Here is a 25,753-nt window from a genome sequence, read left to right as displayed (position 1 = left end):
CTGAGCCCTGTTGAATACAGAACTCAGTCCGCTCAGGCATAGACCTACAATCGTCCAACTTTTTGGGGTCAGTCCACAGAGCGTGGGAACGATCAATCATCCGCAGACTCTGCTGACCCCGCATATCGCGGCGATGAGTCAACCGGAAAGTGCGTTTGGGGTGTTGCTGGAGAACATTCGTCGACATCAACGGGGCGAGTCGATGGTGAGCCAGATCGATCGAAAACAAGGTTACTGAATACACCCCAATTGATCGTTGATCGTTCCCACGCTCCCGCGTGGGAATGCAGCCCGGGACGCTCTGCGTCCCAAGAGCCGAACGCGGAGCGTCCGATGAGGCATTCCCACGCAGAGCGTGGGAACGATTAACAAACTCAAAGTCCCTCGGCAATCGCTCTGCCCACCTCCTGAGTCGAGCCCTTCCCGCCCAAATCCGGGGTAATCGGCCCGTCGGCAATCACCCGCTCGATCGCCTGCAGAATCCCGTCATGCGCGGCGCGATAACGCTCGTCACCGTTGCCGAGGAAATCCAGCATCAACGCCCCGGACCAGATCATCGCAATCGGGTTGGCGATGTTCTGCCCGTAGATATCCGGTGCCGAGCCATGCACCGGCTCGAACAGCGATGGAAAACGCCGCTCCGGATCGAGGTTGGCCGAAGGCGCGATGCCGATGGTTCCGGCGCAGGCCGGCCCGAGGTCGGAGAGGATGTCGCCGAACAGGTTCGACGCCACCACCACATCAAAGCGGTCCGGTTGCAGCACGAAACGCGCGCACAGAATGTCGATGTGCTGCTTGTCCCAGGTGATGTCCGGGTACTGCCCGGCCATCAACGCCGTGCGCTCGTCCCAGTACGGCATGCTGATGGAAATGCCGTTGGACTTGGTCGCCGCCGTCAGGCGTTTGCGTGGTCGGGTGCGGGCCAGCTCGAAGGCGAACTTGAGAATCCGGTCCACGCCGCGCCGGGTAAACACCGACTCTTGCAAGACGAACTCATGTTCGGTGCCTTCGAACATCTTGCCGCCGACCGAGGAATACTCGCCCTCGGTGTTCTCGCGAATCACCACGAAATCGATGTCCCCCGGCTTGCGCCCGGCCAATGGGCACGGCACGCCGGGAAACAGCCGCACGGGGCGGATGTTCACGTACTGGTCGAAGTCCCGACGGAACTTGAGCAGCGAACCCCACAGGGAAATGTGGTCCGGCACCTTGTCCGGCCAGCCCACGGCGCCGAAGTAGATCGCGTCAAAGCCCTTGAGCTGTTCGAACCAGTCGTCGGGCATCATCTGCCCGTGCTCCAGGTAGTAATCGCAATGGGCCCAATCGAGCACCTCGATGCTCAAATCCAGCTGCCATTTCTTCGCGGCCTGCTCCAGGACTCGCAGCCCTTCGGGCAGGACTTCCTTGCCGATGCCATCGCCGGCAATCGCAGCGATTCTGAATGTCTTGCTCATCAATCATGCCTCCCCGTGTCTGTGAATTACAGCCCACCGATGTGGAAGGCTTTGACTTCAAGGTATTCATCCAGACCGTACTTGCTGCCTTCGCGGCCCAGCCCCGACTGTTTGATTCCGCCGAACGGCGCGACTTCCATGGAAATGATTCCGGTGTTGAGGCCGACCATGCCGAACTCCAGCGCTTCGCCGAAACGCCAGGAGCGGCGCAAGTCCTGGGTGAAATAGTAGGCGCCCAGACCATAGGGCGTGGCATTGGCCAATGCGAGTGCTTCGGCCTCATGGGTAAAGCGCATCAGCGGCGCCACCGGGCCAAAGGTTTCTTCATTGGCCAGCAGCATGCCGGCGTGGGTATCGCCGAGTACCGTTGGCTGGACAAACTGGCTGTCGCCCTCGGGAACACCGCCGCAGAGCAAACGCGCGCCTTGGCTCAGGGCATCGTCGATATGCCGGGCGACTTTGCTCACCGCCGCCGGATTGATCAGCGGGCCAATAGTGACGTCGGCGTCGAGGCCGTTGCCAACCTTGAGCTTGCCCACCTCCTCCACCAGCCGCTGGGCGAAGCGTTCGTAGATGCCGTCCTGCACCAAAATGCGGTTGGCGCAGACGCAGGTCTGGCCGGCGTTGCGAAACTTGCTGAGCATGATGCCGGCCACCGCCTGTTCCAGGTCGGCGTCGTCGAACACAATGAACGGCGCATTGCCGCCCAGTTCCAGGCTCAAGCGCTTGATGTGTTCGGCACTCTGGCGCATCAGCAAGCGGCCCACGGCGGTGGAGCCGGTGAAGGAAATCTTGCGCACCGTCGGGTTGCCGGTCAGCTCTTCGCCGATGCCGGTGGGCATCCCGGTCAGCACGTTGAACACCCCGGCCGGGATGCCGACACGCTCGGCCAGTACCGCCAGGGCCAGCGCCGACAGCGGTGTCAGGTCCGAGGGTTTGACGATGATCGGACAGCCGGCCGCCAAGGCTGGCGCGCACTTGCGAGTGATCATCGCGTTGGGGAAGTTCCACGGGGTGATGGCGGCGCAGACCCCGACCGGTTGCTTGAGGGTCAGCAGTCGGCGGTCGCCGCTGGGGGCCGGCATGGTTTCGCCGTAAACCCGACGAGCCTCCTCGGCGAACCATTTGACGAAACCGGCGCCGTAGCGAATTTCGCCTTTGGCTTCATTCAACGGTTTGCCCTGCTCGCAGGTCATGATCAGCGCCAGATCGTCGAGGTTGTCGATCATTGCCTGATACCAGCGCTCCAGCAGCGCCGCACGTTCCGCCGCCGGACGTGCACGCCACGCCGGCCACGCCCGCTCTGCCGCTTCGATGGCGCGGCGGGTTTCCGCGCCTTGCATGGCCGGCACCCGGGCCAGGCATTGGCCGTTGGCCGGGTCGATGACGTCCAGGGTCGCGGCGTTGTCGGCGCCGATCCACTGACCGTCGATGTAGGCACGTTCTACCAGCAGGCTTGGGTCTTTCAAACGATTCTTGAGCATGGTCGAGTCCTGATCCGAGACACTTGCCAGTCTAGGGAGGTGCCACGAACGAGGATGCTGAAAGCGTCGCAACGGCAGCGTCGGATGCTGAAAATCGCGGTGGGACGGCAGGCTCTACCGAGGTGTTTTATGGTCCGTTACTGATCGTTCCCACGCTCTGCGTGGGAATGCAGCCCGGGACGCTCCGCGTCCCAAGAGCGGACGCAGAGCGTCCATTGAGGCATTCCCACGCAGAGCGTGGGAACGATCATCACTGCTTCAGGGAACCGAGCAACCCTTCAAGAAAGCGCTCCCCGGCCTCCATCTGGCTGATCTCGATGAACTCGTCCGGCTTGTGCGCCTGTTCGATGGAGCCTGGCCCGCAGACCACCACCGGCACATCCAGACGCTGTTTGAACAACCCGCCCTCGGTGCCAAAAGACACTTTGGCGATGCTGGTATCCGGCGCGGCAAAGTGCTTCAGAAAACGCACCGCTTCAACGCTCGGGTGTGTCTCCAGGCCGGGATAGACATTCAGGGTTTCGATCTCGATGGCCGCGACGCTGGACAGCCGTTGAGCCTCGCGCACGATCACTTCGGCACGCTCTTGCATCTGCTCCAGGAACTGATCCAGATCGTCCGCCGGCAAGTTGCGCACTTCGAAATCCAGGGTGCACAGGTTCGGCACGATGTTCAGGGCCTTGCCACCGACGATCTGCCCGACATGCACGGTACTGTAAGGCACGTCGTAGTCCGTATCCTGGGCGCCCTGCTCTTGCAACTGCTGCTGGCTTTGACGCAGTGCCGCGATGAAATCGCAAGCCACGTGAATCGCATTGACTGATCGCGGTGCCAGCGAGGAATGGGCTTCCTGGCCCCGGCAGTACGTGCGGTAGGAGCCCTTGCCCTTGTGTCCCAGCACAAATTGCATATTGGTCGGTTCACCGATCAGGCACAAAAACGGTCGCACCGGTGCCAGGTGCAACACGTCCAGCAAACGCCGCACGCCAACGCAACCGGTCTCCTCGTCATGGGACAGCGCCAGCTGCAGCGGTCGGCTCAACGGGCTGTCCGCCGCATCGAGCATGGCGTCGATGGCCAGGGCAATGAAGCCCTTCATATCGCAGCTGCCGCGGCCGTAAATCCTCCCGTCCTGCACCGTCGCCTGAAACGCCGGGAAGGTCCAGGCCTGGCCCGCCGCCGGGACCACATCGGTGTGCCCGGACAGCAAGATGCCAGGCAACTCGCCAGGCCCGGTACTGGCGAACAGGTTGGCCTTGCGGCCGCTTTCGTCCTTGACGATCAGCGACTCGATGCCCTTGCTCAGCAGCAGTTCGCGCACGTACTCGATCAAGGCCAGGTTTGACTCCGAGGAGACGGTATCGAAGGCCATCAAGCGTTTGAGAATATCCAGTACACGGGGTTTCATGAGGCCTTGCTCCGTTGCTCGGCTGAAGGGGCGAACCGGCGGATAGAGAACGGCTCAATCGAAGTGCTGGTGCTGCCGGTGCTGATCAGTTCGGCCATCACATCGCCGACGCCCGGGCCGAGCTGAAACCCGTGACCGCAGAAACCGAACGCGTAGAACAACCCGTCGACGGTGCCGCTGGGGCCCATCACCGGCAGGGAATCGGGCAGGTAACCTTCGATGCCGCTCCAGACCCGGATGATGTTCAGGTTGCCGACACCCGGCAGCAGGCGGCGCATCTGCTGGATCTGGTTGAGAATGCTGCGCGGCTCGACCTGAGCCCTGCGGGTGAGCATGTCCGGTTTGCTGCGGTAGCCACCGCCGATGACGATGTTGCCGCGAGGAATCTGGCGGAAATAAATCACTTCTTCGGGGATCCTGGTGTACACGCCGATCACCGTCGGCAAGGCATACGGCACCGGCTCGGTGACGGCCATTTGCGGGCCATGGGTATCCAGTGGCACCGGCTCGCCGAACTGTGCCGAAAGCTTCTGCCCCCAGGCACCGGCGGTAATCAGCAAGCGTTCGGCGTTGAACTGGCGACCATCGGTGGTGGTGATGTTGAACTCACCGCCCACCTTCTGCACCTCGGCAACTTCCGTCTGTTCTTCGATCCGCGCGCCGAGGCGTCGTGCCGCCCGGGCAAACGCCGGTGCCGCCAGACGCGGATTGGCGTGCCCGTCGTGGGGTGCGTAGGAGCCGCCCTTCACATCCGGTCCGAGGAACGGGAAACGCTGGTGCAGCTCTGCACCTCGATAGATTTTCAGGTCCAGCTGCGCCGCCTCGGGAGCTGCGGCATAGGCTTCAAGCTCGGCGATTTCGTCTTCGCGGTAACACACCCGCATGTGCCCGCTGGCGATGAACTCGAGGTCGTCGTCGATCAGCTCCGGCAAGCGCTTCCACAGCGCCCAGGAACGGTTGGCCAATTCCAGCTGCCCAAGGAAACGCCCCTGGCGCCGGACGTTGCCGAAGTTCACGCCGCTGGCGTACTGACCGATCTGGTCGCGCTCCAGCAGGATCACCGACTGCCCGCGTCGGCGCAGGAAAAACGCCGCCGCCGAGCCCATCAGGCCGCCGCCGACAATCACCACATCGGCTTTCTGTACCGTCATGGCGACACCTCCTCGGTGAGCATCGAAAGCGGTTTGACCGGCGCCTGACCACGCTGGCGGCCGACCTGTTGCACATTGACGCCGGCCGCGGCGGCAATCACCTCGGCTCCGGCCTGGGAGCAATAACGGCCCTGGCACCGGCCCATGCCGACCCGGCTGAACGCCTTGGCCCGATTGACTTCGCAGGCGCCCTTTTCGCTGACCGTGCGACGCAGTTCACCGGCGCTGATCATTTCACAGCGACAGACGATGGCTTCGTCCGGCAGTGCCTTGGCCTGGGCCGCCGGCCAGGGAAATGCCTGGGCCAGACCGAGACGAAATTCGTCCATCACCGCCAGGGCACGCCGCTGTTCGGCCCGCAGCCCGGCGTCCACCGGTTGCTGCAGATCTTCCAGCAGCGCCATCGCCACCAGGCGCCCGGCGTGTTCGGCCGCATCGGCTCCGCGAATCTTCGAGCCGTCACCAGCGGCATACACACCACTGACCGTGGTCCGGCCTTCTTCATCGGTGGCCAGCAACCATTGGCTGGACGCCTCATCGAAACGCAGACGGCAACCGGCCAGATCTGCCAGTTGAGTTTCCGGGCGCAGGTGATAACCCAGGGCCACGGCATCGCAATCCACCGCCAATGTCTCGCCTGCGGCGGTCAGCACCCGCACACCACTGACGCCGCTCGCAGCGTCACCCATCACTTGCAGCGGTTTGATCCCCAAGTGCACAGCAATCCTGGCCCGATACAGTTGCGCCAACAGTTTCATGCCGGTGAACAGTAAACCGGGGCGCGCCAGCAATTTCGGTAACGCGCCGATGCGCTTGCTCAGCGGCGAAGTGTCGAGCACCGCCGCCACGTTGGCACCGGCCTTGAGGTATTGACTGGCGACCAGATACAGCAACGGCCCGCTGCCCATGAACACCACGCTATGACCAATGGACACCGCCTGGGACTTGAGCGCGATCTGCGCCCCGCCGAGGCTGTAGGTGCCCGCCAACTGCCAGCCTTCAATCGGCATCAAGCGGTCGGTGGCGCCGGTGCAGAGGATCAGCGCGTCGTAGTCGACGGTCGAGTGCTTGCCCTGGGTGACACAGCACAGTTGCCCCGGCGTGAGGTTCCACACCAGGGTGTCCGGGCGATAGTCGATCAACCCGCGCAGGCGGTCGAAGCTCAGGTGCAGGTCCCGGGCCTTGGCGGCCTCGGTGCCGTAAAGCGTGACGTAATCGCGGGTAAAACCTTCCGGTTGGCGACGGTAGATCTGCCCGCCATCCCGGCGATTTTCATCGATCAGAATCGGCTTGCAGCCCGCCGCCAGCAAGGTTTCGGCGCAGCGAATGCCGGCCGGCCCGGCGCCAACGATAACGACTCGATGGGTGCTCAGCCGTGCAGTGGCCATATCGCCTCCGGTTGTGTAGTGACGATATCCAGCCCTTCACGGACTTCGTTGGAACAGGCGCGCAGACGTTCACCGTTGCGGGTCCAGACCCAGCAATCCTGACAGGCGCCCATCAGACAAAAACCGGCGCGTCGGCCCGAATCGAACTCCGATTGGCGCAAGGCCGAGCCCTGGGTCAGCAACGCGACCATCAGGGTATCGCCCTGCAACGCCTCGATGGGTACGCCGTCCACCTTCAAATTGACGGTCAGTCGGCCCTGCTCGGCCAGCCTCACAAAACGCCCCTTCATGCATAGGCTCCCAGGGTCATGGTGTTTAAATCCTGCTGAGTCTTCAGCAACTCGGCACTGTCGTGATGGCAAAGGATTTCACTGCCGCCAACAATCGTCCGACGGTTCGGCGCGGTGCGATTGCACACGCCATCGACGCGCACCGGGCAGCGATTGAGAAAGGTGCACAGCTGCGGCACGTTGGCCTTCGCACCGATCGGCGGCAGCGTGCCGCAGGTGGTGCCACAATTCTCCAGCCAACCCTGGCGCAGCTCCGGCACCGAGTGGATCAACAGGTCGGTGTAGGGATGGAACGGTGCCTGGGCGAACGACTGCCGACTGCCGGCCTGGACCTTGTGGCCGCTGTACATCACCACGATGTCATCGCACAGCGCCCGCACGGTTGAGATGTCATGGCTGATGAACAGATAGGACACCCCCAGTTCCTGGCGCAAGTCGCGCAACAGTTCGAGAATCGCCGCGCCGACCACGGTATCCAGCGCCGAGGTCACTTCGTCGCACAGAATCAGGTCCGGTTTGGCGGCCAGGGCCCGGGCCAGGTTGACCCGTTGCTTTTGCCCGCCGGAGAGTTCATTCGGGCGACGCTCGGCCAGGCTGCGTGGCAAGCGCACCAGGTCCAGCAGCTCATCGATACGCTGGCGCAACGCGGCGCCCTTGAGGCGGAAATACATCTTCAACGGCCGGCTCAGAATGGTGCTGACGCTGTGCATGGGGTTGAGCGCGGTGTCGGCATTCTGGAAGACCATTTGAATGCGTCGGAACTGCTCGTCGGTGCGCGACGACAGGCTGCCACCCAACGGCTGACCATCGAAGGTCAGGCCACCCAAGGCCGGTGTCAGCAACCCGGCCACCACCCGCGCCAGGGTCGACTTGCCAGAGCCCGACTCACCAATCACGCCGATGGCCTGGCCCCTGCGCACCGTCAGGTCGATGTCTTCCAGGACGCGGATCGACGGCATGCCTTGCAGGTTCTTGTTGCCATAGCCGGCGGTCAGTCCTTTGATGGTCAGCAGCGGTTCGTCTTCGGCGACACCGCAGGGCGGGCGAATCGTTGTATCCGGCCGTGCCGCCGCCAACAGGCTGCGGGTGTATTCATGGGTGGGGCCTTTGAGCAAAGGCGCGGTGGCGCTCTGTTCGAAGATCTGGCCACCATTGAGTACCACAATCTGATCGGCCATCTGCGCCACCACGGCCAGGTCGTGGGATACGTAGACCGCCGTCGCGCCACGCTCGCGCACTACCCGCTTGAACGCGCGCAGCACGTCGATTTGAGTGGTCACGTCGAGGGCGGTGGTCGGTTCGTCGAGCACCACCAACAACGGATCGCTGATCAGCGCCATGGCCGCCATCACCCGCTGCAGTTGCCCGCCGGAGACCTGATGGGGATAGCGCTGGCCAATGTGATCGGGGTCCGGCAGGGCCAGGTCGCGGAACAGCTCGATGGCCTTGGCTTCGAGCACGGCCCGGCTGCCCAGGCCATGAATCAATGCGCCCTCCACCACCTGGTCGATCAGCTTTTTCGCCGGATTGAATGCCGCAGCGGCGCTTTGGGCGATATAAGACACACGGTTGCCGCGCAGGCCTTGCAACTGGTTTTCGCTCAACGCCAGCATGTCGTGCTCGCCGACTTGCACCACGCCGCCAGCCAACCGACAACCGCGCCGGGCGTAACCGAGCAGCGCCAGGGCGATGGTGGTCTTGCCGGAACCGGACTCACCGATCAGCGCCAGTACTTCACCTTTTTCCAGGGAGAAGCTCACGCCCTTGACGATTTCCACCTCGCCGCGTAAACCACAGGCGACCACGCGCAGGTCCTGGACTCGAATCAATTCACTCATCTCAATGACCTCCCGCACGTCGACTACGTCGGGACGACAGTCTGTCGATGAACAAATTCACACCGATGGTCAGGGTGCCAATGGCCAGGGCCGGAATCACGATGGCTGGCGCGCCCTGATTGAGGCCGCCGATGTTCTCGCGCACCAGTGAACCGAGGTCGGCATCCGGCGGCTGCACACCCAGACCGAGGAAACTCATGCCGCTGAGCAACAACACGATGAAACCGAAGCGCAGCCCCAGGTCGGTCAGCACCGGGTTGAGCATGTTTGGCAGGATTTCCACACACGCGATATACAGCCGGCGTTCGCCACGGGTTCGGGCCACTTGTACGTACTCCAGCGCTTCGATGTTCACCGCCATGCTGCGGGCGATGCGGAACGCACCGGGGGTGAAACTCAGCACCGCCGTGCAGATCAGCAACGTCACCGAGGAGCCGAAGGCCGAGACCATGATCAGCGCCAGCATCTTGCTCGGGATTGAAATGAAGGCGTCCATCAAGCGACTGATCACCTCATCCAGCCACTTGGGCGAGACTACCGACAGCAGTGCGCAACTGGTGCCCAGACCACTGGCGAGCACCGCGGCAACCAACGCCAGGCCGACAGTGAAACGTGCACCAACGAGGATCCGGCTGAGCATGTCGCGGCCCAGGTAATCGGTGCCGAACGGGTACGCAGCACTCAGGCTGTCGAAGACATTGTCAGAGACCACTTCGCCTACCGGATGCGGCGCCAGCCACGGGCCGAAGACCGCCACCAGCAACCAGATAAAACACATCGCAGCCCCGACCAGACCCAGCCAGGACGGTCCATGAGGCACCTTGCCAACCGACAGGTCGGGAGTCGCAGGCATCGATTTCACAATGAGCTTGTTCATTGGTTTCTCAGCCTTGGATTGGAAAGAATCGCGCACAGGTCGGCAATCAGCACCAATCCCAGGTACGCCGTACAAAACAGCATGGTGCAGGCCTGGACCAGCGCCATGTCACGGTTGGTCACCGCATCGACCATCAGGCTGGCGATGCCGGGATAGTTGAAGATCGTCTCGACGATCACCACCCCGCCCAGCAGATAGGACAGACTCAAGGCGATGGCATTGGCAATCGGTCCGATGGCATTGGGTAAGGCATGACGCAAGACGATCCGCACCGGGCTCACGCCTTTGAGCCGGGCCATTTCCACATAAGGGCTATCGAGTTGATCGATCACCGCCGCCCGGGTCATGCGCGCCATTTGCGCGACGATCACGCAGCACAGCGTCATCACCGGCAAGGCGTAAGTGCGCAGGAATTGCAGCGGTGAGGTGATGTCGCTGGCATAGGACAACGCCGACAGCCAGCCCAGGTTCACCGCAAAAATCAGCACCGCCAGGGTCGCTACCAGAAACTCCGGTACTGCAACCATTGCCAGGGTGACAAGACTGAGGAAGCTGTCGATGCGCCCGCCCCGGCCCATGGCCGAACCAATACCCAGAATCAAGGCCACCGGCACTGACACCAGCGCCGTGGCGGCCGCCAGCATCAAGGTGTTGGGAACCCGCCCGGCCATCAATTCGCCGACCGGCATGGCATTGGAGACGGACAGGCCCATGTCGCCGCTGAGCAGGTTCATCAGCCAATGCAGGTAACGCACCACACCGGACTGATCCAGCCCCAGTTTCAGGCGTAGCGCCGCCACTTGTTCCGGCGTCGCAAACTGCCCAAGGGCCTGTTGCGCCGCGTCTCCCGGCAGCACCGCCGTGATGGCGAACACCACCATCGACACGATCAACAAGGTCACGATCGCAGCGCCCAGGCGCCGACCGATCAGCCACAGTGTGTTGCAATTCATAGCACTACTCCCGCAAGAACCTGCACCAGCCCATCAAGCGTCCAGCCAGACCTGCTCGGCGAACATGTAACCCATGAAACCGCCCAGCGGGTTGCTGCCATAGCCTTTGATGCGCTGGTCGACGCCATCGATGTTGCTGATGAACACCGGAATGCCAATGCCGCAGTGTTCATGCGCCAGGGTCTGCATGTCCGCGTACATCTTGCTGCGCTTGGCGTCGTCGGTTTCGCCCCGGGCGAGCATCAGCAACTGGTCGAACTGCTCGTTCTTCCAGCCCGATTCGTTCCACGGCGCGCTCGACTGGAAGAACTGCGAGAACATCACGTCGGCGTTAGGTCGCGGGTTGATGTTGCCGAAGCTCAACGGATGCTTCATCCAGTGGTTGGACCAGTAACCATCGCTGGGCAGGCGGTTGACATCGAGCTTGAGCCCGGCCTGTTTCGCCGACTGCTGCAACAGCACCGCGATGTCCACCGAGCCGGTGGCGGCTGGCGAAGCGGCCAGCGCCATGCTGACATTGTCCATCCCGGCTTTTTTCAGCAGGAAACGCGCCTTCTCGGGGTCATAGACCGTCTGCGGCAGGTCGGCGTTGTAGTAGCGCGAACCGGGAGCGATCGGATGGTCATTGCCGACCACCGCAAACCCACGGAATACCGCGGACTTGATCTGCTCACGGTCCATCAGATGCTTGAGGGCCTGGGTGAATTCCGGGCTTTTGCCGGGCATCTGATCCTGACGGATGATCAAGTCGGTGTAGTTGCCCGACGGCGCATCGACGACCCGGTGACCGGCGCTGGCCTTGATTCGCGTGGTCGAACGCGGGTTGACCTCGTTGATCATGTGCACGTCGCCCGACAGCAGCGCGTTGACCCGCGATGGCTCGTCGGCAATGGCAATGAACTCGATCTCGTCCAGATAAGGCAGGCCCGGTTTCCAGTAGCCGGTATTGCGCGCAGCAATCGAGCGCACGCCCGGTTTGAACTCCTTGACCTTGAACGGCCCGGTGCCGATGCCCTGGTTGAAGTCGGTGGTGCCTTCGGGAACGATCAGCAGGTGCGACACCGCCAGGATCGACGGCAGTTCGGCGTTCGGTGCGCTCAGGCGGATCTGTACCTCGTTGGCGCCAGTGGCCTTGATCTCGACGAACTGCTCCATCAGCGGCATGACCTTGGAACCGGTCAGCGGATCCTTGTGTCGCGACAATGAGAACACCACGTCGGCGGCGCTCAGGGTTTTGCCGTTGTGGAACGTTACGTCCTTGCGCAGGGTGATGGTCCACAGCGTGGCATCGGTGTTATCGATGCGCTCGGCCAGTTCCAGCTGCGGCACCAGATGGCTGTCGAAACGGGTCAGGCCGTTGTAGAACATGAAGTGGCGCACGTAGTCGGTGGACAGCGCCCCTTTGGCCGGATCCAGCGTATCGGCGGTGGAGCTGGACATGCCGGCGACGCGAATCCGCCCGCCCGGCTTGCCTTTGCCAGGGCTTGCGGCTTCGTCGGCAAACAGCTTGCCGGCGGCACCGAACAGGCTACCGGCGCCCGCTGCGGCAACCCCGGCCACCCCCAGCATTTGCAAGGCACTGCGGCGCGACATGCCGCGATTGAGCCCTTCGAATACCCGCAGACTCTCTTGGCCCGAGATCAGTTTTGGGTCGGTCTTGTTGTCAGTCATATCAGTTGTACCTGTCGATAAAGAGAAGGCTCGAGTGTTCCGGTTGACCGGAACGTCCTGGAAACGCAAACGACGGTGACACCACAACATCAACTCAGTGCAAATAGTCCTGGAACCGGTAATAAGCGCCCACCAGCGGCAGGAACCAGGGCTTGCCGAAATGCCCGGGAATCGCCGGCCAGTCCAGTTCGCGCCAGGGGTTGGCCTCGACCTTGCCGTCCATGACCTCGGCCATGACCTGGCCCATGTGCACCGACATCTGTACCCCATGGCCGCTGTAGCCCATGGAGTGATAAACCCCGCCATGCTGGCCGGCACGCGGCAGCCGGTCGGAGGTCATGTCCACCAGACCGCCCCAGCAATAGTCGATCTTCACGTCGGCCAACTGCGGGAACATCTGCACCATCGCGGCGTGCAGTACCTTGCCGCTCTTGGCGTCGGAAACGCTGTTGGACATGGCGAAACGTGCCCGGCCGCCGAACAGCAGACGGTTGTCGGGCGTCAGGCGAAAGTAATTCCCGATCATGCGGCTGGTGACGTAGGCGCGCCGGGTCGGCAGCAGTTGGTCGATCAAGGCCTTGGGCAAAACCTCGGTGGCAATGACAAAGCTGCCGACCGGAACGATCCGCCGCCGATACCAGCTCAATCCACCGTGCTGACAGGCGCCGGTGGCCAGCAGAACCTGCCCGGCTTGCAGCGAACCCTTGGTGGTGTTGACCTGATAGCCGTTGGCATTGGCTTTCCAGTCCGTCACCGGCGTGCCTTGATAGATCAGTGCGCCGTGGCGTGCGGCGGCTTGCGCCAAACCGACACCGAAGCGCCCGACATGCATCTGCACGCCATTGCGCTGCAACAGGCCGCCGTGGAACTGGGCCGAGTTGACCTCGGCTCGGGTTTGTTCGGCAGACAGCAACTCGACATCGGCATCGACCTCCCGGCGAATCAGTTCGCAGGTTCGCGCCAGCCCTTCGTAATGCAGCGGCTTGGCTGCCAGCTTGAGCTTGCCGTTGCGCTTGAGGTCGCAGGCGATCTGCTCCTGCTCCACCAGCGAAACGACGCTCAGCACAGCGCTTTCATAAGCCTGGTAATAGGCCCGCGCCTTGTCGGCGCCAAGGCTGGCGCTCAAGCCGGCATAGTCCTGAGCAACGCCGGTATTGCACTGGCCGCCGTTGCGCCCTGACGCCTCGCCAATCACCCGGCCGGCTTCCAGCACCACCACACTGGCGCCCTTCAAGGCCAGCGCCCGAGCCGCCGCCAGACCGGTGAAACCGCCACCGACAATGGCCACGTCGACCTGCCCGGGAAGTGCACCGAGCTGGGCACCGGTGAATGCCGGAGCGGTGTCGAGCCAGTAGGATTCGCTGCGCATGTCTAAACCGCCTATGCCAAAAAGAGTGCCTTGAACAGTGCCGTTACCCTTACGACTCAGAGACCGACCAGCGCGGCCAGCCCGCCGATGTCGGTGATCTGCTGATAGCCATAGAACGCATTGGCCGGGACTTCGTGGCCACGGGCGACGAAGGCCTTGTTCTTGATCTTCATGTCGTGGGCCGGCATCAGGTCGTAACGGAAGCTGGAAGACACATGCAAGATGTCTTCCGGACCGCAGTTGAGGTTATCGAGCATGTACTCGAATGCCGCCAGACGCGGCTTGTAGGCCTGAGCCTGTTCGGCGGTGAAGACCTTGTGGAACGGCGCGCCGAGCTTGTCGACGTTGGACATGATCTGGCTGTTGCTGGCGTTGGAGAAAATCACCAGAGGGATCTTGTCGGCGATTTTCGACAGGCCGGCCGGTACGTCAGGGTGCGGGCCCCAGGTTGGCACGGCGTCGTAATACAGCTGACCTTCGTCACGGTATTCGATCCCCCAACGCTTGCAGGTCCGCGCCAGGGCGGTCTTGAGAATCTCGTCATACGGCATCCAGTCACCCATGACCTGGTCCAGGCGATAGGCGGAGAAGTCCTTGACGAACTGATCCATCTGCTCGGGCACGACTCGATCGGCGAACAGTTCGCGAGTCATCGTTCCCATGTGGAAATTGGTCAGCGTACCGTAGCAGTCGAACGTAATGAATTTGGGGCGAAGAAAGCTCATTGAGTGCGGTCCTGAAAGTTCGTTGAGGTCATGGCGTGACAAGCATTCGCTCCGTTCCGGGAGCCGTGATGCAACGTTGCAGCACACCGTCATTACAACACCGTGAAATCAGCAGATGGCGTTAAAAGCGACCTCTGCTTGATACAAACCACCGTTTTACCGCCCCCCCTCAGCAGACTTTGCGGCTCGCTCCAGCCTTGGGCAAACCCCGTATTTGTGCGCTCTTATGGACCTTTATAGCGCCGCAAGGCTCAAGCACGCACGGATTCACCGCAGAACCTGCGCCGGGCCGAACGAAAACGGGCGCTTCCCTGAGGAAGCGCCCGTTTGGGTGCGGTTTGAAACCTGCCTACGATCCCTGTAGCAGCTGCCGAGCCTGCGAGGCTGCGTTCGGCTGCACAGCAGTCGTAAACCCGGTGTGCGGGATCTGTCTGATGTACCGCGAGTTCTGATTTTGCGACTGCTTCGCAGCCGAACGCAGCCTCGCAGGCTCGGCAGCTGCTACGGATTACGTCGTTTGTTAATTGATCGGCGGGTTAGCCAGCGATATCGATCAGCACACTCTTGAATCGCAAATTGGCTTCGAACGCTTCTCGCCCCAGGTCCTTGCCGATGCCGGAGCGTTTGTAGCCGCCGGTCGGCAGGATGTAGTCATTGCTGCGCCCGTAACGATTGACCCACACCGTCCCCGCCTCCAGGCGCCGAACCAGGCGCAGGGCGCGGTTGATGTCGGCGGTGTGCACGCCCGCCGCCAGGCCGTAGGTGGCATGCGCGGCCAGGCTCAGTGCCTGCTCTTCATCATCGAACGCCTGGATCGTCAGTACCGGGCCGAAGATTTCTTCGCACACCGCCGGGTTCTCATTATCCAGACCGGCCAGCAAGGTTGGCTGGTAATAAGCACCGCCCAGGCCCTCGAACAATCCGCCGCCGGTCAGTACCTCGGCCCCGGCCTGACGCGAGCGCTGGACGATACCGTCGATGCGGCTGGCCTGTAAACGGGAAATGATCGGTGACAGCGTGCTCTCGCTCGACCAGGTCGGACCTGGACGCAGCTCCTCGATATACGCCTGCAAGTGCGCGATAAACGGTTCCATGATCGAACGCTGGATCAACAGCCGCGAACCGGACACGCAGACCTGCCCGGCATTACCGGTAATGGCCAGCGCCACGGTGCGAGCGGTTTTCGCGATATCCGGCACATCGGCGAAGACCAGTTGCGGGCTCTTGCCGCCGAGTTCCAGTGTCACCGGTTTCGGCCCTGTCAGTGCACAGGTGGACATGATGCTCGACCCGGTCGCCGTGGACCCGGTAAAGGTCACCTTGGCCACACGCGGGTGGCGACATAAGGCATCGCCGGTGACGCGACCATCGCCCTGGACCACGTTGAAGATCCCGGCCGGAATACCCGCCTGCAACGCCAGCTCGGCAAAGCGCAGACTGGAGAACGGCGTCAACTCCGACGGTTTGAGCACCACGGCATTACCTGCCGCCAATGCCGGGGCAACTTTCCAGGAGGCCATGCTCAGGGGGAAATTCCACGGCGCGATGGCGGCGATGACGCCGTAAGGTTCGGCGATCTGCATGCCCAGCCGATCCGTCTGGGTGGCTGCAACATGGCCGCCGTGTTTGTCCGCCAGTTCGGCAAAGAAGCGAATGCCTTCCGCCACATAGGGAATATCCCAGGCGATCACGTCTTTATGGGGACGGGTCGAGCCCACCGCTTCGAGCGGTGCCAGGACGGCTGCATCGGCTTCGATCAGGTCGGCCCAGCGGCGCATGACCCGCGCCCGCTCCCGGGGTGGGCGGCTTGCCCAATCGCTGCGGTTGAAAGCCTGCCAGGCATTGTTGACGGCTTCATCCACCAGGTCGGCATCGGCGATCGGCAGTTGGGCATAGACCTGGCCGTCCGACGGTCGCACGACCTCCAGGCCCGGTTGAGCATCGCGGTATTTTCCGGCGATGAAATGAGCGCTGCGCACAGCGATGAGACGAGGATCGAAGCTATCCATGGAGCACTCCAAAAAGGGACGGCGAGTCGTGAACTCAGGCCTCCATCGTAGAAAAAAAGCCCAAGCATTTGCTGCCGACCTTAGTGTGCAATTAAGTAGTAAGTGTGGTCTGTGGGCCTTGGGCGTGCGGAATCTGCCGAATGTTCCAGCCCCCCTTGTCAGGCCTTCACACAGATGGGATACAGGCTCCATCGCGCCGCAAAGCGGTTGATCGCGCACACTGTCCAACGGAGACTTGCCATGTCCGCCTCGCAACAATCTGCTTATGTCTATCGCCCGATGACGGCCGCCGACCTGCCCTCGGCCCATGCCTTGTCCGTGCAGTTGAAGTGGCCCCATCGCCTGGAAGACTGGACCATGTTGCAGCGGGTCAGCGAAGGCTTTGTGGTCCTGGACGGCGAGCGTCTGATCGGCACGGCTTTCGCCTGCCCTCAGGGTGAGTTCGCCACAATCGGCCTGGTGATTGTCAGCAACGACTATCAAGGCCAGGGTATCGGTCGCCAGCTGATGGAGCAGGCACTTGACGCCTGCACATCACGTACCCCGATGCTGAATGCCACCCTTGCCGGTGCGCCGCTTTACGCCAGCCAGGGCTTTATCGAGTTCGGCCGGGTTCAGCAGCATCAAGGCCAGGCGCAAGCACCCGCACCCGAACCGCTGGCAGACGGTGAGCAATGCCGCCCACTACGTGAGTCTGATCGGGCTCAGCAAATTTTCCTGGCCAACGCCGGCAGCGGGCTGGAGCGGAAAACCGTGCTCACGGAGCTGTTCGATATCGTCGAGCACTCGGTAGGTATCGAGCGCGACGGCCAATTGCGCGCCTTCGCCCTGCTGCGTCCGTTCGGCCGCGGTCGCTGCATCGGCCCGGTCGTCGCAGAAAACCTCGAACAGGCCAAACACCTGATCGCGGAGTTGCTGGCCCAAGTGCCGGATGCCTTCGTGCGCATCGACATTCCGGCCGACTGTGGCTTGAACGAGTGGCTAGGGCTGGCTGGCCTCAAGCAGGTCGACACCGTGGCGCAAATGGCACGGGGCACACCGCCGCAAGCGCTCAACGGCGTCCGGCAGTTCGCACTCGTGACCCAAGCCATTGGCTGACAACGGTGCGCGATACAGCCACTTGCGCCCAACACCCTCTACACCCTGTTTCCATGGAGCGTCACCCGTATGTCCCAACCTACCCTTATGCTGCTGGCCCGCGCCGACGGCAGCAGTGTTTCTACCTCCTTCAATGCAGCGCCTTTGAGCTCCATCGATCCGTTTATGGACAGTCGTCAGGTCGCCTACACCGGACCCGATGGGGTATCTGCGGGGACCGTGCATGCGTCCGGCGCGCTCAGTATTGATGATTTTCCACATACCGAAGTGATCGTGGTCCACGCCGGCCACGTCGTACTGCAATCTCCGGGGCAGACGCTGGAACTGGGGATCGGAGCCAGCGCAGTGATCGGTCGCGGGACCGCGTTGCGGATCGAGGCGCAAACCAATACTCGGTGGGCATTCTGCGCGGTAACCCGCCCCACCGCTGCCCCGACACCAGGACTGACAGCGCTCGACCCGCAGGCGATGCTGTCTCCCTCGGCGGCACCGGAACCACACATACTGATCGGGCCCGCTCCGCAGTGCCGGTCACGCAATGCCTTCGAAGACGACACAACAGACCTGCGAGTGGGTGTCTGGGACTCGACACCTTACGAACGCCATACTCGAGCGCACAAACTCAATGAGCTGATGCACCTGATCGAAGGCAGCGTCACCCTGCTGGCTCCCGACGGAACGAGCCTGACGGTCAACACCGGTGACACCGTGTTCGTAGCGCAAGGTACGCCGTGCGCGTGGAAAAGCACTCGGTATGTACGAAAGGTTTATGCCGTTAAATAAACCCGGTGTGGGAAGCCAATGTGCTCGGTCAAGGTATGCCCCCGACTCGCACACCACCAGGGCCATGGGGCGTTCACCCCATTGCTTATCGGCAATGCCCACGACCGCGACCCACATCACCGCGGAGTGTTTGCTGATCAGGCTCTCCAGTTCCAGACAGTACTCGGCGTCCACAGCGTTTTGAGTTCGGCTGCATTACACCATCAAGTATCTGGCCGAGCCGGGGCCGGGCTTACTGGTGCAGTACGAAAGTCGCCAGGGTTTGCAGGTCGTCCGGGCTTAACTGCGCGAAAGGCGGCATCGCGATATCCCCCCATTTGCCGGCACTGCCGTGCTGAATGCTGGACGTTACCTTGGCCAGTGCCTGCGGGTCATTGGCATACCTGGCAGCCACATCGTGATAGGCCGGGCCTACGACCTTATGATCGATCGCGTGGCAGGACAGACAGGAGTTGCTCTGCAGCAAGGCCATGGCGTCGACTTTGGCTACCGGCGCCGCCGGGGTCTGGCCTGGCGATGGGTTCGAGGCAGCCTGCACATCGGCATCGCTGGCATGGGCACTGCCGTAGGTCACCGCAAGGTAGGCGCCGATGATGTTCACATCCTGATCGCTGATCGGAGCACCATACACGTGCTGCATCTTGCTCGCTTCTCCAGTCCACTGCGCCAGGGTCATGCCAGGAGGCTGGAAGTTGATGTAATCGGCAGAATGGCAGGTGGAGCATTTCTGCTGGGCCAACTGGTAGCCAGGCAGCGCATTGGGCTTGAGCACAGCCGTTTCGGGCGGCAACGTGATCGATAGTGGCGCTGCGCTAGCCATGGCAGCCAAACAAACCTGAGCCGCGCACAGCAAGGTGGTCATGCGTTTCATGCGGGGCCCCCTCAGGCGACGGTCACGTGGCTGGTTTCTACGACGTGGCGGCGGTAGCCACCGGGGTTCCAGTCGGCTCGCAACGGCTGCGTCTCGCCCGCACTGTTACTGGCTCGTACCATTAACTGTGTGGCGCCCTTGCTGGTAAAGGTGATCGGCAACGTCCACTCACGGAAGGAGAAACGCCCAAGATCCGCACCAAGCTTGGCTTCTCGCCAACTTTTTCCGCCGTCGATCGACACTTCCACCTTGTTCACTCCAACGCCGCCGTCGAACGCAATGCCCTTGAGCACCACGCTTTTTTTCAGCGGCAACACATCGCCGTGTTTGACGCTGGTGATGAAACTGCGTACCGGCATCTTGGATATCGGCCGCGTTTGCGCCGCAGTGGTGCCGGGGGCGACGCAGAAACAATCGTTGTCCGGAACGCGGTAGCCTTTAGCCATAAAGAAACCGTCGTAGGTGTGGTCGACGACTTCGATTTCACTCAGGTGCTTGACCCAGTACGTACCGAAATAGCCTGGCACCACCAGACGTATCGGGTAACCGTTGAGAAATGGCAGGTCGGTACCATTCATAGACCAGGCGATCATGGGCTCGCCGTCCATGGCATGGCTGATGTCCAGGGCCTTGATGTACTCCGGCGTGCTTGGCAGCACTGGCTTATCGAGCCCACGGAATGTCACTTGCCTGGCGTCGGCTTTCACCCCTGCCTTTTCCAATACCGCCTTGAGCGGTACCCCCACCCAGCGGGCATTACCCATTGAACCATTGCCCAGCTGAGCGCCGAACACGCGCGGCATCGAGAAGCCACGGCTGTTACCCGAACACTGATTGACGGCCACCACTTCTACCGGTTCGGCGAGGGCCTTGAGTTCTGTAAGGGAAAGTGACAGCGGCGTGTTGACCGAGCCCTTGATCGTCAGACGATAGCTGTCCGGATCAATGCTGGTAGGGATATTGGCCAGATGGTAACGCACGAAGAAGGCGTCATTCGGCGTGATGGGCCCTTCGTTGAAGACGGGGAATGGCGTCTCAAGGTGCGGTGGGCGGCTGGTCACCAGGGTCAACGGTCGTTTTTGCGGGTATTGCACCAGCGGTCGTGGGCCGGCAGCAAAGGTCACTTCTTCCGGTGTTTCGTCGGCTGCCCTGGCGAGGTTTGCCAATGGAGAAGCTGCCAGAGCCAGGGCGAAGGCATCGCGTAGAACGCGCCGGCGGCTGGGGTTGCCGTTATCAACAAGACTGAACTTCATGCTGCTCTCTCCAGGATTGTTTTACTGAGATGCAACTGACAGCCCCCCGTCAAGGCGGAGAGGCATCCGACGTAATGTATAAGCGGGTTTTCGATTAACTGACCGACTTCGGTGACCAAGCCAGTATCGTCACGCACAAAGCGCCTGCTTTTCATTGAGCGTCAGTGACTTAACATTTGATGACAGATGATGCCGACACGTGAAGTATAGCGAGCCCGTCATCAAAACAATGACTTCAAAGCGTCGATGCAGAAAGCTCAACGGAGTACTGACCGGATAGCTAGTGGCTTGGGCGGTTAATTCATTTCTTATTTATTGAACACTCCCTTGCCGCTACCCGTGCGATGAGTGACCAATCCATAAAAACCACGACGAAGGATTATTCAGTGATCAGCTTCAGACAGCGCGCCGCAAAAGGGCTGCACGTGGGTGATAGCTTCACGGTTTCCCGACTCTTTTCCGAGGAAGAGATTTAGCTCTTCGCGAGGATTTCCCGGGACTACAACCCGGTGCATTTCGATGCGAGCTACGCCGAGGCCCGCCGCTTCAGGGCGCCGATTTCCCATCGCCTGCTGACGGCAAGTCTGGTCACCGAGATCGGCTGGCTGGCGTCCGGCATGACTTTCCACTTCAAGAAGCCGGTCTATGCCGGCGACACCATCCGCTGCCACTGGCTCATCAAGGAAATGGATGAACAGGGCCGAGCCTCAGCGACTATCACGATGACCAACGAAGAAGGCTTCACCGTACGGGAAGCAGAAACCAGCGGCGTCGTGCCTGGCATGAAGGAGCGAGAAATCCTGACGCGGATGCTTGCTGAAGGTGATCCCACAAATGCTGTGGCGCCCCCCTGGCGAATGACCGGGTTGACTCCGGTCAGTCGTGAAAGGCGGGAATCGGCCAGGAGCAGCCGATGGTCGTTGCATTTCGCTTGTCGCCGGCGTTTGGCTAAGCTGAATAAATAGGGACGAACTGAAACCCAAGTGATTGCGGCCATCAGCGAAACTGGATTGGCATTCAGACGGTAACTCACAAAGGAGATTCATATGTATACGGTTGTAAGAACCTACTTGGGTGCTGGAGCAAAGCAGCTTTTCGATTTTCTGGAAGAGCGCAAGGCCGACGTCGAATCTACCCTGCGCAAAGTGCCTGGTCTGGTTAGCTACACACTGCTCAATACGGGTGATGGCGGTATATCGGTGACTGTTTGCACGGACAAGGCCGGCACCGATGAGAGCTTGAAAGTCGCGCGCGACTGGATACAGAAAAATGCCTCGCATATTCACGCGAACCCGCCGGTCGTAACGGAAGGTCCGGTCATTGTGCAGATCAATTAGCGCGCCCTTGCGATCCCTCACGACGATATCGCTGTCGCAGTCATTGCTTTTGCCGATCCTGGGCGCTCTGCAGCGAGGCTGCCACCGATCTGAAGTTTTGTACGTTTGCCCACAAGTGAGGAGTGCACACGGCTGAAACGCGCCCGCCGATTTCTGGCATGCGGACATCCGGCTGGCCTGCGACACAGTCAGCAAACGGCAGGAACCTGGCTATGAATGACCTGTCTGGACATTACTCGGGACGCTGGTGGCACAACCTGCCCGATGGCCGAATTCAGTGCGACCTGTGTCCTCGTGACTGCAAGCTGCGGGACGGACAGCGCGGCGCCTGCTTCGTGCGCATGCGCGAAGGCGGGCAGATGGTGCTGACCACCTACGGCCGCTCATCCGGCTTTTGTATCGACCCCATCGAGAAGAAACCGCTCAACCACTTCCTCCCCGGCTCGGCGGTGTTCTCCTTCGGCACGGCGGGCTGCAATCTCGCCTGCAAGTTTTGCCAGAACTGGGATATCAGCAAATCGCGGGACATGGACCGTCTGATGGATCAGGCCAGCCCGCAGCAGATAGCCCTGGCTGCGCAAAGGTCGGGCTGTAGCAGCGTGGCCTTCACCTACAACGATCCGGTGATCTTTGCCGAATACGCCATCGATACAGCAAACGCTTGCCATACGCTCGGCATCAAGACAGTGGCTGTGACCTCAGGCTATGTGCACGACGAGCCCCGGCGCGAATTCTTCGCGGTGATGGACGCGGCGAATGTCGACCTGAAGGCTTTTACCGACGACTTCTATTTCAAGCTCACCGGCGCGCATCTGCAGCCAGTGCTGGATACCCTGGTCTATCTGCAGCATGAAACCGACGTCTGGACGGAAATTACCACCCTGCTGATTCCGGGCTACAACGATTCGAATGGTGAAATCGAGGCACTGTGCGCCTGGGTGTTCACGGAGCTGGGCCCGGATGTGCCCATCCACTTCACCGCCTTCCACCCCGATTTCAAGATGCTCGACACGCCGCCGACTCCGGCGGCGACGCTCACCCGCGCCCGACAGATAGCCTGTGCACAAGGGCTACGCTTTGCCTACACGGGCAATGTACATGATGCTGAGGGCGGCACGACTGCTTGTCCGGGCTGCGGCGAGCCATTGATCGTGCGTGACTGGCACCGCATCCTGCACTACCAGGTGACGGCAAGCGGTCGCTGTCCGCAGTGCAACTCCCCCATCGCCGGGCGCTTCGAGCAATATGCCGGCGCGTTCGGCCAGCGCAGAATTCCGTTGCGGCTGAACGCTGACCTCTGAGCAGGGGCAGCGTTCCATCAATAGCAAGCAACGAGCGCGCCGGGTAGCTCTTTATCCAAGGCGCAAGCGCACGCAGGCGGTGATTCCCACACGCACTTTCTGTGGGGTGTCGCATCTGGGGCTGGACGACTGCTTCACGCCCTGAGGAAGTCAGTCAACCTTGATTATCGCGACATCGAGCAGCCTGATCGTTTACAGACGTAGCACGACACCAAACGCAACTCCCTAAGCTCAATGTGCGCTATCGGCCAACGGTCATTCGGAGGCGTCCAGGAAACCAGGGGCTATTCACTAAGAGCGTGCTACAGGGATCTGTTTCAATATTTTAAGCTGATATCATTCAAGAATTTACAAGCCGAGTAGAAACATATGAATCGTCGTAAAAAAATAAAGCAGTTATTAAAGGCTCACGCCAAAAAGGCTAGTGCCAAATTGGCACCGCCAAGCAAGTCTAAATACATTAGTAAAGCTGACCGATTGAAGCTGGCGGCTGAATCCAGTCACGACTCAATCATTTCCTCTGAAAGCTGATCTATGCATCCTGAGAACCACCGGAATTTACAAATCTGGTTGGGCCAGGCATTCCGATGGCACGTACCGCGAGGACGGTCCAGGAGCGACGTTCTTCGTTCGCCCTTACTTGTGTGGGCACGAAGGCGGGCAGGTCGTCCGCGAGTAGTGGTGATGCAGGCGTAGAGGCCCAGCCGCCACTCGCTATCGACGCCGCACAGGTCGATGCACCTGCGGTGCGTCTGCCACATTCATCTTTTGGATCACCAACTCGATGAACGCCGATACCGCGAGCGGCAGGTGCCGGCGGCTCGGATACAGCACGCTCAAGCTGTAGCCGGCGCGCTGGTATTGAGGCAGCACCGGGACGAGCACGCCGGCCTGAACGTCGAGCTTGGCCATTGCGGGCGGCAACAGAGCGATGCCGAGTCCGGCCACGGTGGCCTTGCGTAGTGCCTGCGCGGTATTGCCGCTGAAGCGACCGGCGACTTGCACTTCTTCCTCGCCATTCGGGCCTACCAAACGCCATGTGGCGTGGCCGCTGGGATGCGCGGGGATCACACAGTCGTGGCTCACCAGATCCTGCAGTGTGTGGGGTGAGCCGCGCGCAGCAATGTAAGCGGGGCTTGCCACCATTCCGTCGCTGCGGGGGTCGAAGATTTGACGGCCGACATAGCCTGAATCGCGCAAGGGCCCGCCGCGAAAGGCGATGTCGATCTGCTCTGCGATCAAGTCGGCTTTCGCATCGCTGAGCACGAAGTCGAGTCGCACGCGCGGATGCGCGGCCAGAAACTCGGCCACCCACTCCATCGGGAAGAAGTCGAAGAAGTCAGCCGGCGCCGCCACCCGCACCAGGCCACTGGGTGCGCTGCTGCCCGTCATCAACTCCTGCCCCGCTTCGAGCAGGCCGTCGACCGCTCCCGCGCAACGCTCATGAAAGCCTTGGCCAGCACTTGTGAGTGTGAGCTTGCGGGTGGAGCGTTGCAGCAGCCGCGTGCCGAGTTGCGCTTCGAGCTGCTGGACGCGGCGACTCACGGTATTGGGCGGCAAGCCCAGCCGCCGCGCCGCCTCTGCAAAGCTGCCGCTGCGCACCACCTGCACAAACATGGCGATGTCATTGAGGTCGAACATGGCCGGGCATTCCTCGCGTGGGTGGACGAGTGCAATCCAATTGTATCGGCTAGTCGATCAATCGGCCCAGCCCTATTGTTCAGCTATCGAGCCGCGAGGCTCCCAACGCCCCACAGCGGGCTTTGCAAGGAGATCGATTTGCCATGACCAACTCTTCTTCCGTAATCACCATGACCCCACAGCAACAACCTCGGATCGGCATCGTCATCGGCTCGACACGCGAAGGCCGCTTCGGCAAAAAACCTGCGCTCTGGATCCACGAGATCGCCAAGCAACGCGACGACCTCGCCTTCGAACTGATCGACTTGCGCGATCACCCATTGCCCTTCTTCAACGAGCCGATGTCGCCGGCCTGGGGGGCGCTGAAGAACGAGGCCGCGCAACGTTGGGCCGACAAGCTCGCGACCCTGGATGGCCTGATCGTGGTCACGCCCGAGTACAACCATGGACCGAGCGCGGTGCTGAAGAACGCGTTCGACTATGCGTACAAGGAATTCATCCGCAAGCCGATCGGCTTCGTCGGCTACGGCGGGGTCGGCGCGGCACGCGCGGTCGAGCAGCTTCGGCTGACCACCATCGAATTGCAGATGGCGCCAGTGCGCCATGCCGTTCACATCGGCATGGTGGAGTTCCTGGGCATTTGGCAACAGGGCAAGAGCTTCGATGACTTTCCGCACCTGGCGCGGGCCGCCAACGAGTTGCTCGACGACATCGCCTGGTGGACCAAGGCGCTCAAGAGCGCGAGGGAAACCGCATGAGTATCACCCTCGCCACCGAAGCGCGCGCCATGCCCACAGCGTTGGTCACGGGCGGCAACAAGGGGATCGGACGCGCAACTGCGCATGCACTTGC

The 25,753-nt window shown here is 61.6% G+C and carries 22 protein-coding genes and 3 pseudogenes; 8 read left to right on the top strand and 17 right to left on the bottom strand.

The window, feature by feature from the left end; translation table 11 throughout:
- Positions 1-94 precede the first annotated feature (94 nt).
- Positions 95-238, top strand: a pseudogene (locus AC07O1_RS23235) (glyoxylate/hydroxypyruvate reductase A); the annotation flags it as partial.
- Positions 239-374: 136 nt separating this feature from the next.
- Here AC07O1_RS23235 and AC07O1_RS23230 read toward each other — a convergent pair.
- The 13 genes from AC07O1_RS23230 to AC07O1_RS23170 form a co-directional block, all read right to left on the bottom strand.
- Positions 375-1,454 carry a tartrate dehydrogenase gene (locus AC07O1_RS23230; protein ID WP_495090267.1) on the bottom strand — a complete coding sequence of 360 codons (1,080 nt, stop codon included), beginning with the start codon at positions 1,452-1,454 and terminating at the stop codon, positions 375-377.
- A 26-nt stretch (positions 1,455-1,480) separates the two neighbouring features.
- Positions 1,481-2,938 carry an NAD-dependent succinate-semialdehyde dehydrogenase gene (locus tag AC07O1_RS23225; protein ID WP_495090266.1) on the bottom strand — a complete coding sequence of 486 codons (1,458 nt, stop codon included), beginning with the start codon at positions 2,936-2,938 and terminating at the stop codon, positions 1,481-1,483.
- 250 nt (positions 2,939-3,188) lie between these two features.
- Complete coding sequence (argE, locus tag AC07O1_RS23220) at positions 3,189-4,346, bottom strand: acetylornithine deacetylase (protein ID WP_495090265.1); 1,158 nt, start codon at positions 4,344-4,346, stop codon at positions 3,189-3,191.
- Entirely contained in the window at positions 4,343-5,497 is a 1,155-nt protein-coding gene (locus tag AC07O1_RS23215) for an NAD(P)/FAD-dependent oxidoreductase (RefSeq protein WP_495090264.1), read from the bottom strand. Before AC07O1_RS23215 ends, argE begins: the two co-directional genes overlap by 4 nt.
- Positions 5,494-6,885: an FAD/NAD(P)-dependent oxidoreductase gene (locus AC07O1_RS23210; RefSeq protein ID WP_495090263.1), complete on the bottom strand. Its 1,392-nt coding sequence runs from the start codon at positions 6,883-6,885 to the stop codon at positions 5,494-5,496. The genes AC07O1_RS23215 and AC07O1_RS23210 overlap by 4 nt, the downstream gene beginning before the upstream one ends.
- The gene (locus AC07O1_RS23205; protein WP_494992996.1) at positions 6,867-7,175 is read right to left on the bottom strand and encodes a (2Fe-2S)-binding protein; all 309 of its coding nucleotides are present in this window, start codon (positions 7,173-7,175) and stop codon (positions 6,867-6,869) included. The genes AC07O1_RS23210 and AC07O1_RS23205 overlap by 19 nt, the downstream gene beginning before the upstream one ends.
- Positions 7,172-9,013, bottom strand: coding sequence for an ABC transporter ATP-binding protein (locus AC07O1_RS23200; RefSeq protein ID WP_495090262.1), 1,842 nt, complete (start codon positions 9,011-9,013; stop codon positions 7,172-7,174). Before AC07O1_RS23200 ends, AC07O1_RS23205 begins: the two co-directional genes overlap by 4 nt.
- Before the next feature lies 1 nt (position 9,014).
- A complete protein-coding gene (locus AC07O1_RS23195; RefSeq protein ID WP_495012428.1) occupies positions 9,015-9,890 on the bottom strand; it encodes an ABC transporter permease in 876 nt (291 codons plus the stop codon).
- Positions 9,887-10,843, bottom strand: a complete 957-nt coding sequence (locus AC07O1_RS23190; protein ID WP_494992999.1) for an ABC transporter permease — start codon at positions 10,841-10,843, stop codon at positions 9,887-9,889. The genes AC07O1_RS23195 and AC07O1_RS23190 overlap by 4 nt, the downstream gene beginning before the upstream one ends.
- A gap of 33 nt (positions 10,844-10,876) precedes the next feature.
- Positions 10,877-12,514, bottom strand: a complete 1,638-nt coding sequence (locus AC07O1_RS23185) for an ABC transporter substrate-binding protein (protein ID WP_495090261.1) — start codon at positions 12,512-12,514, stop codon at positions 10,877-10,879.
- Between the two features lie 94 nt (positions 12,515-12,608).
- The gene (locus AC07O1_RS23180) at positions 12,609-13,883 is read right to left on the bottom strand and encodes an NAD(P)/FAD-dependent oxidoreductase (RefSeq protein WP_495090260.1); all 1,275 of its coding nucleotides are present in this window, start codon (positions 13,881-13,883) and stop codon (positions 12,609-12,611) included.
- A gap of 56 nt (positions 13,884-13,939) precedes the next feature.
- Entirely contained in the window at positions 13,940-14,608 is a 669-nt protein-coding gene (locus tag AC07O1_RS23175; RefSeq protein WP_494993002.1) for a haloacid dehalogenase type II, read from the bottom strand.
- Positions 14,609-15,144: 536 nt separating this feature from the next.
- Positions 15,145-16,617: an aldehyde dehydrogenase family protein gene (locus AC07O1_RS23170; RefSeq protein ID WP_495090259.1), complete on the bottom strand. Its 1,473-nt coding sequence runs from the start codon at positions 16,615-16,617 to the stop codon at positions 15,145-15,147.
- Between the two features lie 240 nt (positions 16,618-16,857).
- On the opposite strand from AC07O1_RS23170, the gene AC07O1_RS23165 reads away from it, so the two are divergent.
- Both AC07O1_RS23165 and AC07O1_RS23160 read left to right on the top strand, forming a co-directional pair.
- Positions 16,858-17,715, top strand: a complete 858-nt coding sequence (locus AC07O1_RS23165) for a GNAT family N-acetyltransferase (RefSeq protein ID WP_495090258.1) — start codon at positions 16,858-16,860, stop codon at positions 17,713-17,715.
- 69 nt (positions 17,716-17,784) lie between these two features.
- Complete coding sequence (locus tag AC07O1_RS23160; RefSeq protein WP_495090257.1) at positions 17,785-18,498, top strand: cupin domain-containing protein; 714 nt, start codon at positions 17,785-17,787, stop codon at positions 18,496-18,498.
- A 24-nt stretch (positions 18,499-18,522) separates the two neighbouring features.
- Here the strand turns inward: AC07O1_RS23160 and AC07O1_RS23155 are convergent.
- From AC07O1_RS23155 to sorA, 3 genes and pseudogenes are all read right to left on the bottom strand, one after another.
- Positions 18,523-18,654, bottom strand: a pseudogene (locus tag AC07O1_RS23155) (AMP-binding enzyme); the annotation flags it as partial.
- 76 nt (positions 18,655-18,730) lie between these two features.
- A complete protein-coding gene (gene sorB / locus AC07O1_RS23150; RefSeq protein ID WP_495090256.1) occupies positions 18,731-19,369 on the bottom strand; it encodes a SorB family sulfite dehydrogenase c-type cytochrome subunit in 639 nt (212 codons plus the stop codon).
- A gap of 11 nt (positions 19,370-19,380) precedes the next feature.
- Positions 19,381-20,622, bottom strand: a complete 1,242-nt coding sequence (gene sorA / locus AC07O1_RS23145; RefSeq protein WP_495090255.1) for a SorA family sulfite dehydrogenase catalytic subunit — start codon at positions 20,620-20,622, stop codon at positions 19,381-19,383.
- A 386-nt stretch (positions 20,623-21,008) separates the two neighbouring features.
- Here sorA and AC07O1_RS23140 point away from each other — a divergent pair.
- From AC07O1_RS23140 to AC07O1_RS23125, 4 genes and pseudogenes are all read left to right on the top strand, one after another.
- Positions 21,009-21,467 (top strand): annotated as a pseudogene (locus AC07O1_RS23140) (MaoC family dehydratase); the annotation flags it as partial.
- Positions 21,468-21,668: 201 nt separating this feature from the next.
- Positions 21,669-21,959 (top strand): hypothetical protein, encoded by a 291-nt coding sequence (locus tag AC07O1_RS23135; protein WP_494993008.1) that lies wholly within the window; start codon positions 21,669-21,671, stop codon positions 21,957-21,959.
- A gap of 212 nt (positions 21,960-22,171) precedes the next feature.
- Positions 22,172-23,260: an AmmeMemoRadiSam system radical SAM enzyme gene (gene amrS, locus AC07O1_RS23130; RefSeq protein WP_495090254.1), complete on the top strand. Its 1,089-nt coding sequence runs from the start codon at positions 22,172-22,174 to the stop codon at positions 23,258-23,260.
- Positions 23,261-23,629: 369 nt separating this feature from the next.
- Positions 23,630-23,791, top strand: a complete 162-nt coding sequence (locus tag AC07O1_RS23125; protein WP_081729292.1) for a DUF2986 domain-containing protein — start codon at positions 23,630-23,632, stop codon at positions 23,789-23,791.
- Positions 23,792-23,974: 183 nt separating this feature from the next.
- Here the strand turns inward: AC07O1_RS23125 and AC07O1_RS23120 are convergent, their stop codons facing one another.
- Positions 23,975-24,901 (bottom strand): LysR family transcriptional regulator, encoded by a 927-nt coding sequence (locus tag AC07O1_RS23120; protein ID WP_495090253.1) that lies wholly within the window; start codon positions 24,899-24,901, stop codon positions 23,975-23,977.
- A gap of 143 nt (positions 24,902-25,044) precedes the next feature.
- Between AC07O1_RS23120 and AC07O1_RS23115 the strand changes: the two genes are divergently transcribed.
- A complete protein-coding gene (locus AC07O1_RS23115; RefSeq protein WP_495090252.1) occupies positions 25,045-25,659 on the top strand; it encodes an NADPH-dependent FMN reductase in 615 nt (204 codons plus the stop codon).
- The last annotated feature ends 94 nt before the right edge of the window (positions 25,660-25,753 follow it).

This window comes from Pseudomonas sp. GW821-FHT07G10 (assembly GCF_059418545.1).
This window is presented reverse-complemented; position numbering and strand designations above follow the sequence as displayed.

What these genes read in the sequence shown, in the direction of transcription:
- AC07O1_RS23185 (WP_495090261.1), bottom strand. Translation starts at nt 12,514, where the DNA reads ATGACTGACAACAAGACCGACCCAAAACTGATCTCGGGCCAAGAGAGT.
- AC07O1_RS23135 (WP_494993008.1), top strand. Translation starts at nt 21,669, where the DNA reads ATGTATACGGTTGTAAGAACCTACTTGGGTGCTGGAGCAAAGCAGCTT.
- AC07O1_RS23190 (WP_494992999.1), bottom strand. Translation starts at nt 10,843, where the DNA reads ATGAATTGCAACACACTGTGGCTGATCGGTCGGCGCCTGGGCGCTGCG.
- AC07O1_RS23115 (WP_495090252.1), top strand. Translation starts at nt 25,045, where the DNA reads ATGACCAACTCTTCTTCCGTAATCACCATGACCCCACAGCAACAACCT.
- AC07O1_RS23200 (WP_495090262.1), bottom strand. Translation starts at nt 9,013, where the DNA reads ATGAGTGAATTGATTCGAGTCCAGGACCTGCGCGTGGTCGCCTGTGGT.
- AC07O1_RS23170 (WP_495090259.1), bottom strand. Translation starts at nt 16,617, where the DNA reads ATGGATAGCTTCGATCCTCGTCTCATCGCTGTGCGCAGCGCTCATTTC.
- AC07O1_RS23225 (WP_495090266.1), bottom strand. Translation starts at nt 2,938, where the DNA reads ATGCTCAAGAATCGTTTGAAAGACCCAAGCCTGCTGGTAGAACGTGCC.
- AC07O1_RS23120 (WP_495090253.1), bottom strand. Translation starts at nt 24,901, where the DNA reads ATGTTCGACCTCAATGACATCGCCATGTTTGTGCAGGTGGTGCGCAGC.
- AC07O1_RS23230 (WP_495090267.1), bottom strand. Translation starts at nt 1,454, where the DNA reads ATGAGCAAGACATTCAGAATCGCTGCGATTGCCGGCGATGGCATCGGC.
- amrS (WP_495090254.1), top strand. Translation starts at nt 22,172, where the DNA reads ATGAATGACCTGTCTGGACATTACTCGGGACGCTGGTGGCACAACCTG.
- AC07O1_RS23175 (WP_494993002.1), bottom strand. Translation starts at nt 14,608, where the DNA reads ATGAGCTTTCTTCGCCCCAAATTCATTACGTTCGACTGCTACGGTACG.
- AC07O1_RS23195 (WP_495012428.1), bottom strand. Translation starts at nt 9,890, where the DNA reads ATGAACAAGCTCATTGTGAAATCGATGCCTGCGACTCCCGACCTGTCG.
- AC07O1_RS23165 (WP_495090258.1), top strand. Translation starts at nt 16,858, where the DNA reads ATGTCCGCCTCGCAACAATCTGCTTATGTCTATCGCCCGATGACGGCC.
- argE (WP_495090265.1), bottom strand. Translation starts at nt 4,346, where the DNA reads ATGAAACCCCGTGTACTGGATATTCTCAAACGCTTGATGGCCTTCGAT.
- sorA (WP_495090255.1), bottom strand. Translation starts at nt 20,622, where the DNA reads ATGAAGTTCAGTCTTGTTGATAACGGCAACCCCAGCCGCCGGCGCGTT.
- AC07O1_RS23215 (WP_495090264.1), bottom strand. Translation starts at nt 5,497, where the DNA reads ATGACGGTACAGAAAGCCGATGTGGTGATTGTCGGCGGCGGCCTGATG.
- AC07O1_RS23205 (WP_494992996.1), bottom strand. Translation starts at nt 7,175, where the DNA reads ATGAAGGGGCGTTTTGTGAGGCTGGCCGAGCAGGGCCGACTGACCGTC.
- AC07O1_RS23125 (WP_081729292.1), top strand. Translation starts at nt 23,630, where the DNA reads ATGAATCGTCGTAAAAAAATAAAGCAGTTATTAAAGGCTCACGCCAAA.
- AC07O1_RS23210 (WP_495090263.1), bottom strand. Translation starts at nt 6,885, where the DNA reads ATGGCCACTGCACGGCTGAGCACCCATCGAGTCGTTATCGTTGGCGCC.
- sorB (WP_495090256.1), bottom strand. Translation starts at nt 19,369, where the DNA reads ATGAAACGCATGACCACCTTGCTGTGCGCGGCTCAGGTTTGTTTGGCT.
- AC07O1_RS23160 (WP_495090257.1), top strand. Translation starts at nt 17,785, where the DNA reads ATGTCCCAACCTACCCTTATGCTGCTGGCCCGCGCCGACGGCAGCAGT.
- AC07O1_RS23180 (WP_495090260.1), bottom strand. Translation starts at nt 13,883, where the DNA reads ATGCGCAGCGAATCCTACTGGCTCGACACCGCTCCGGCATTCACCGGT.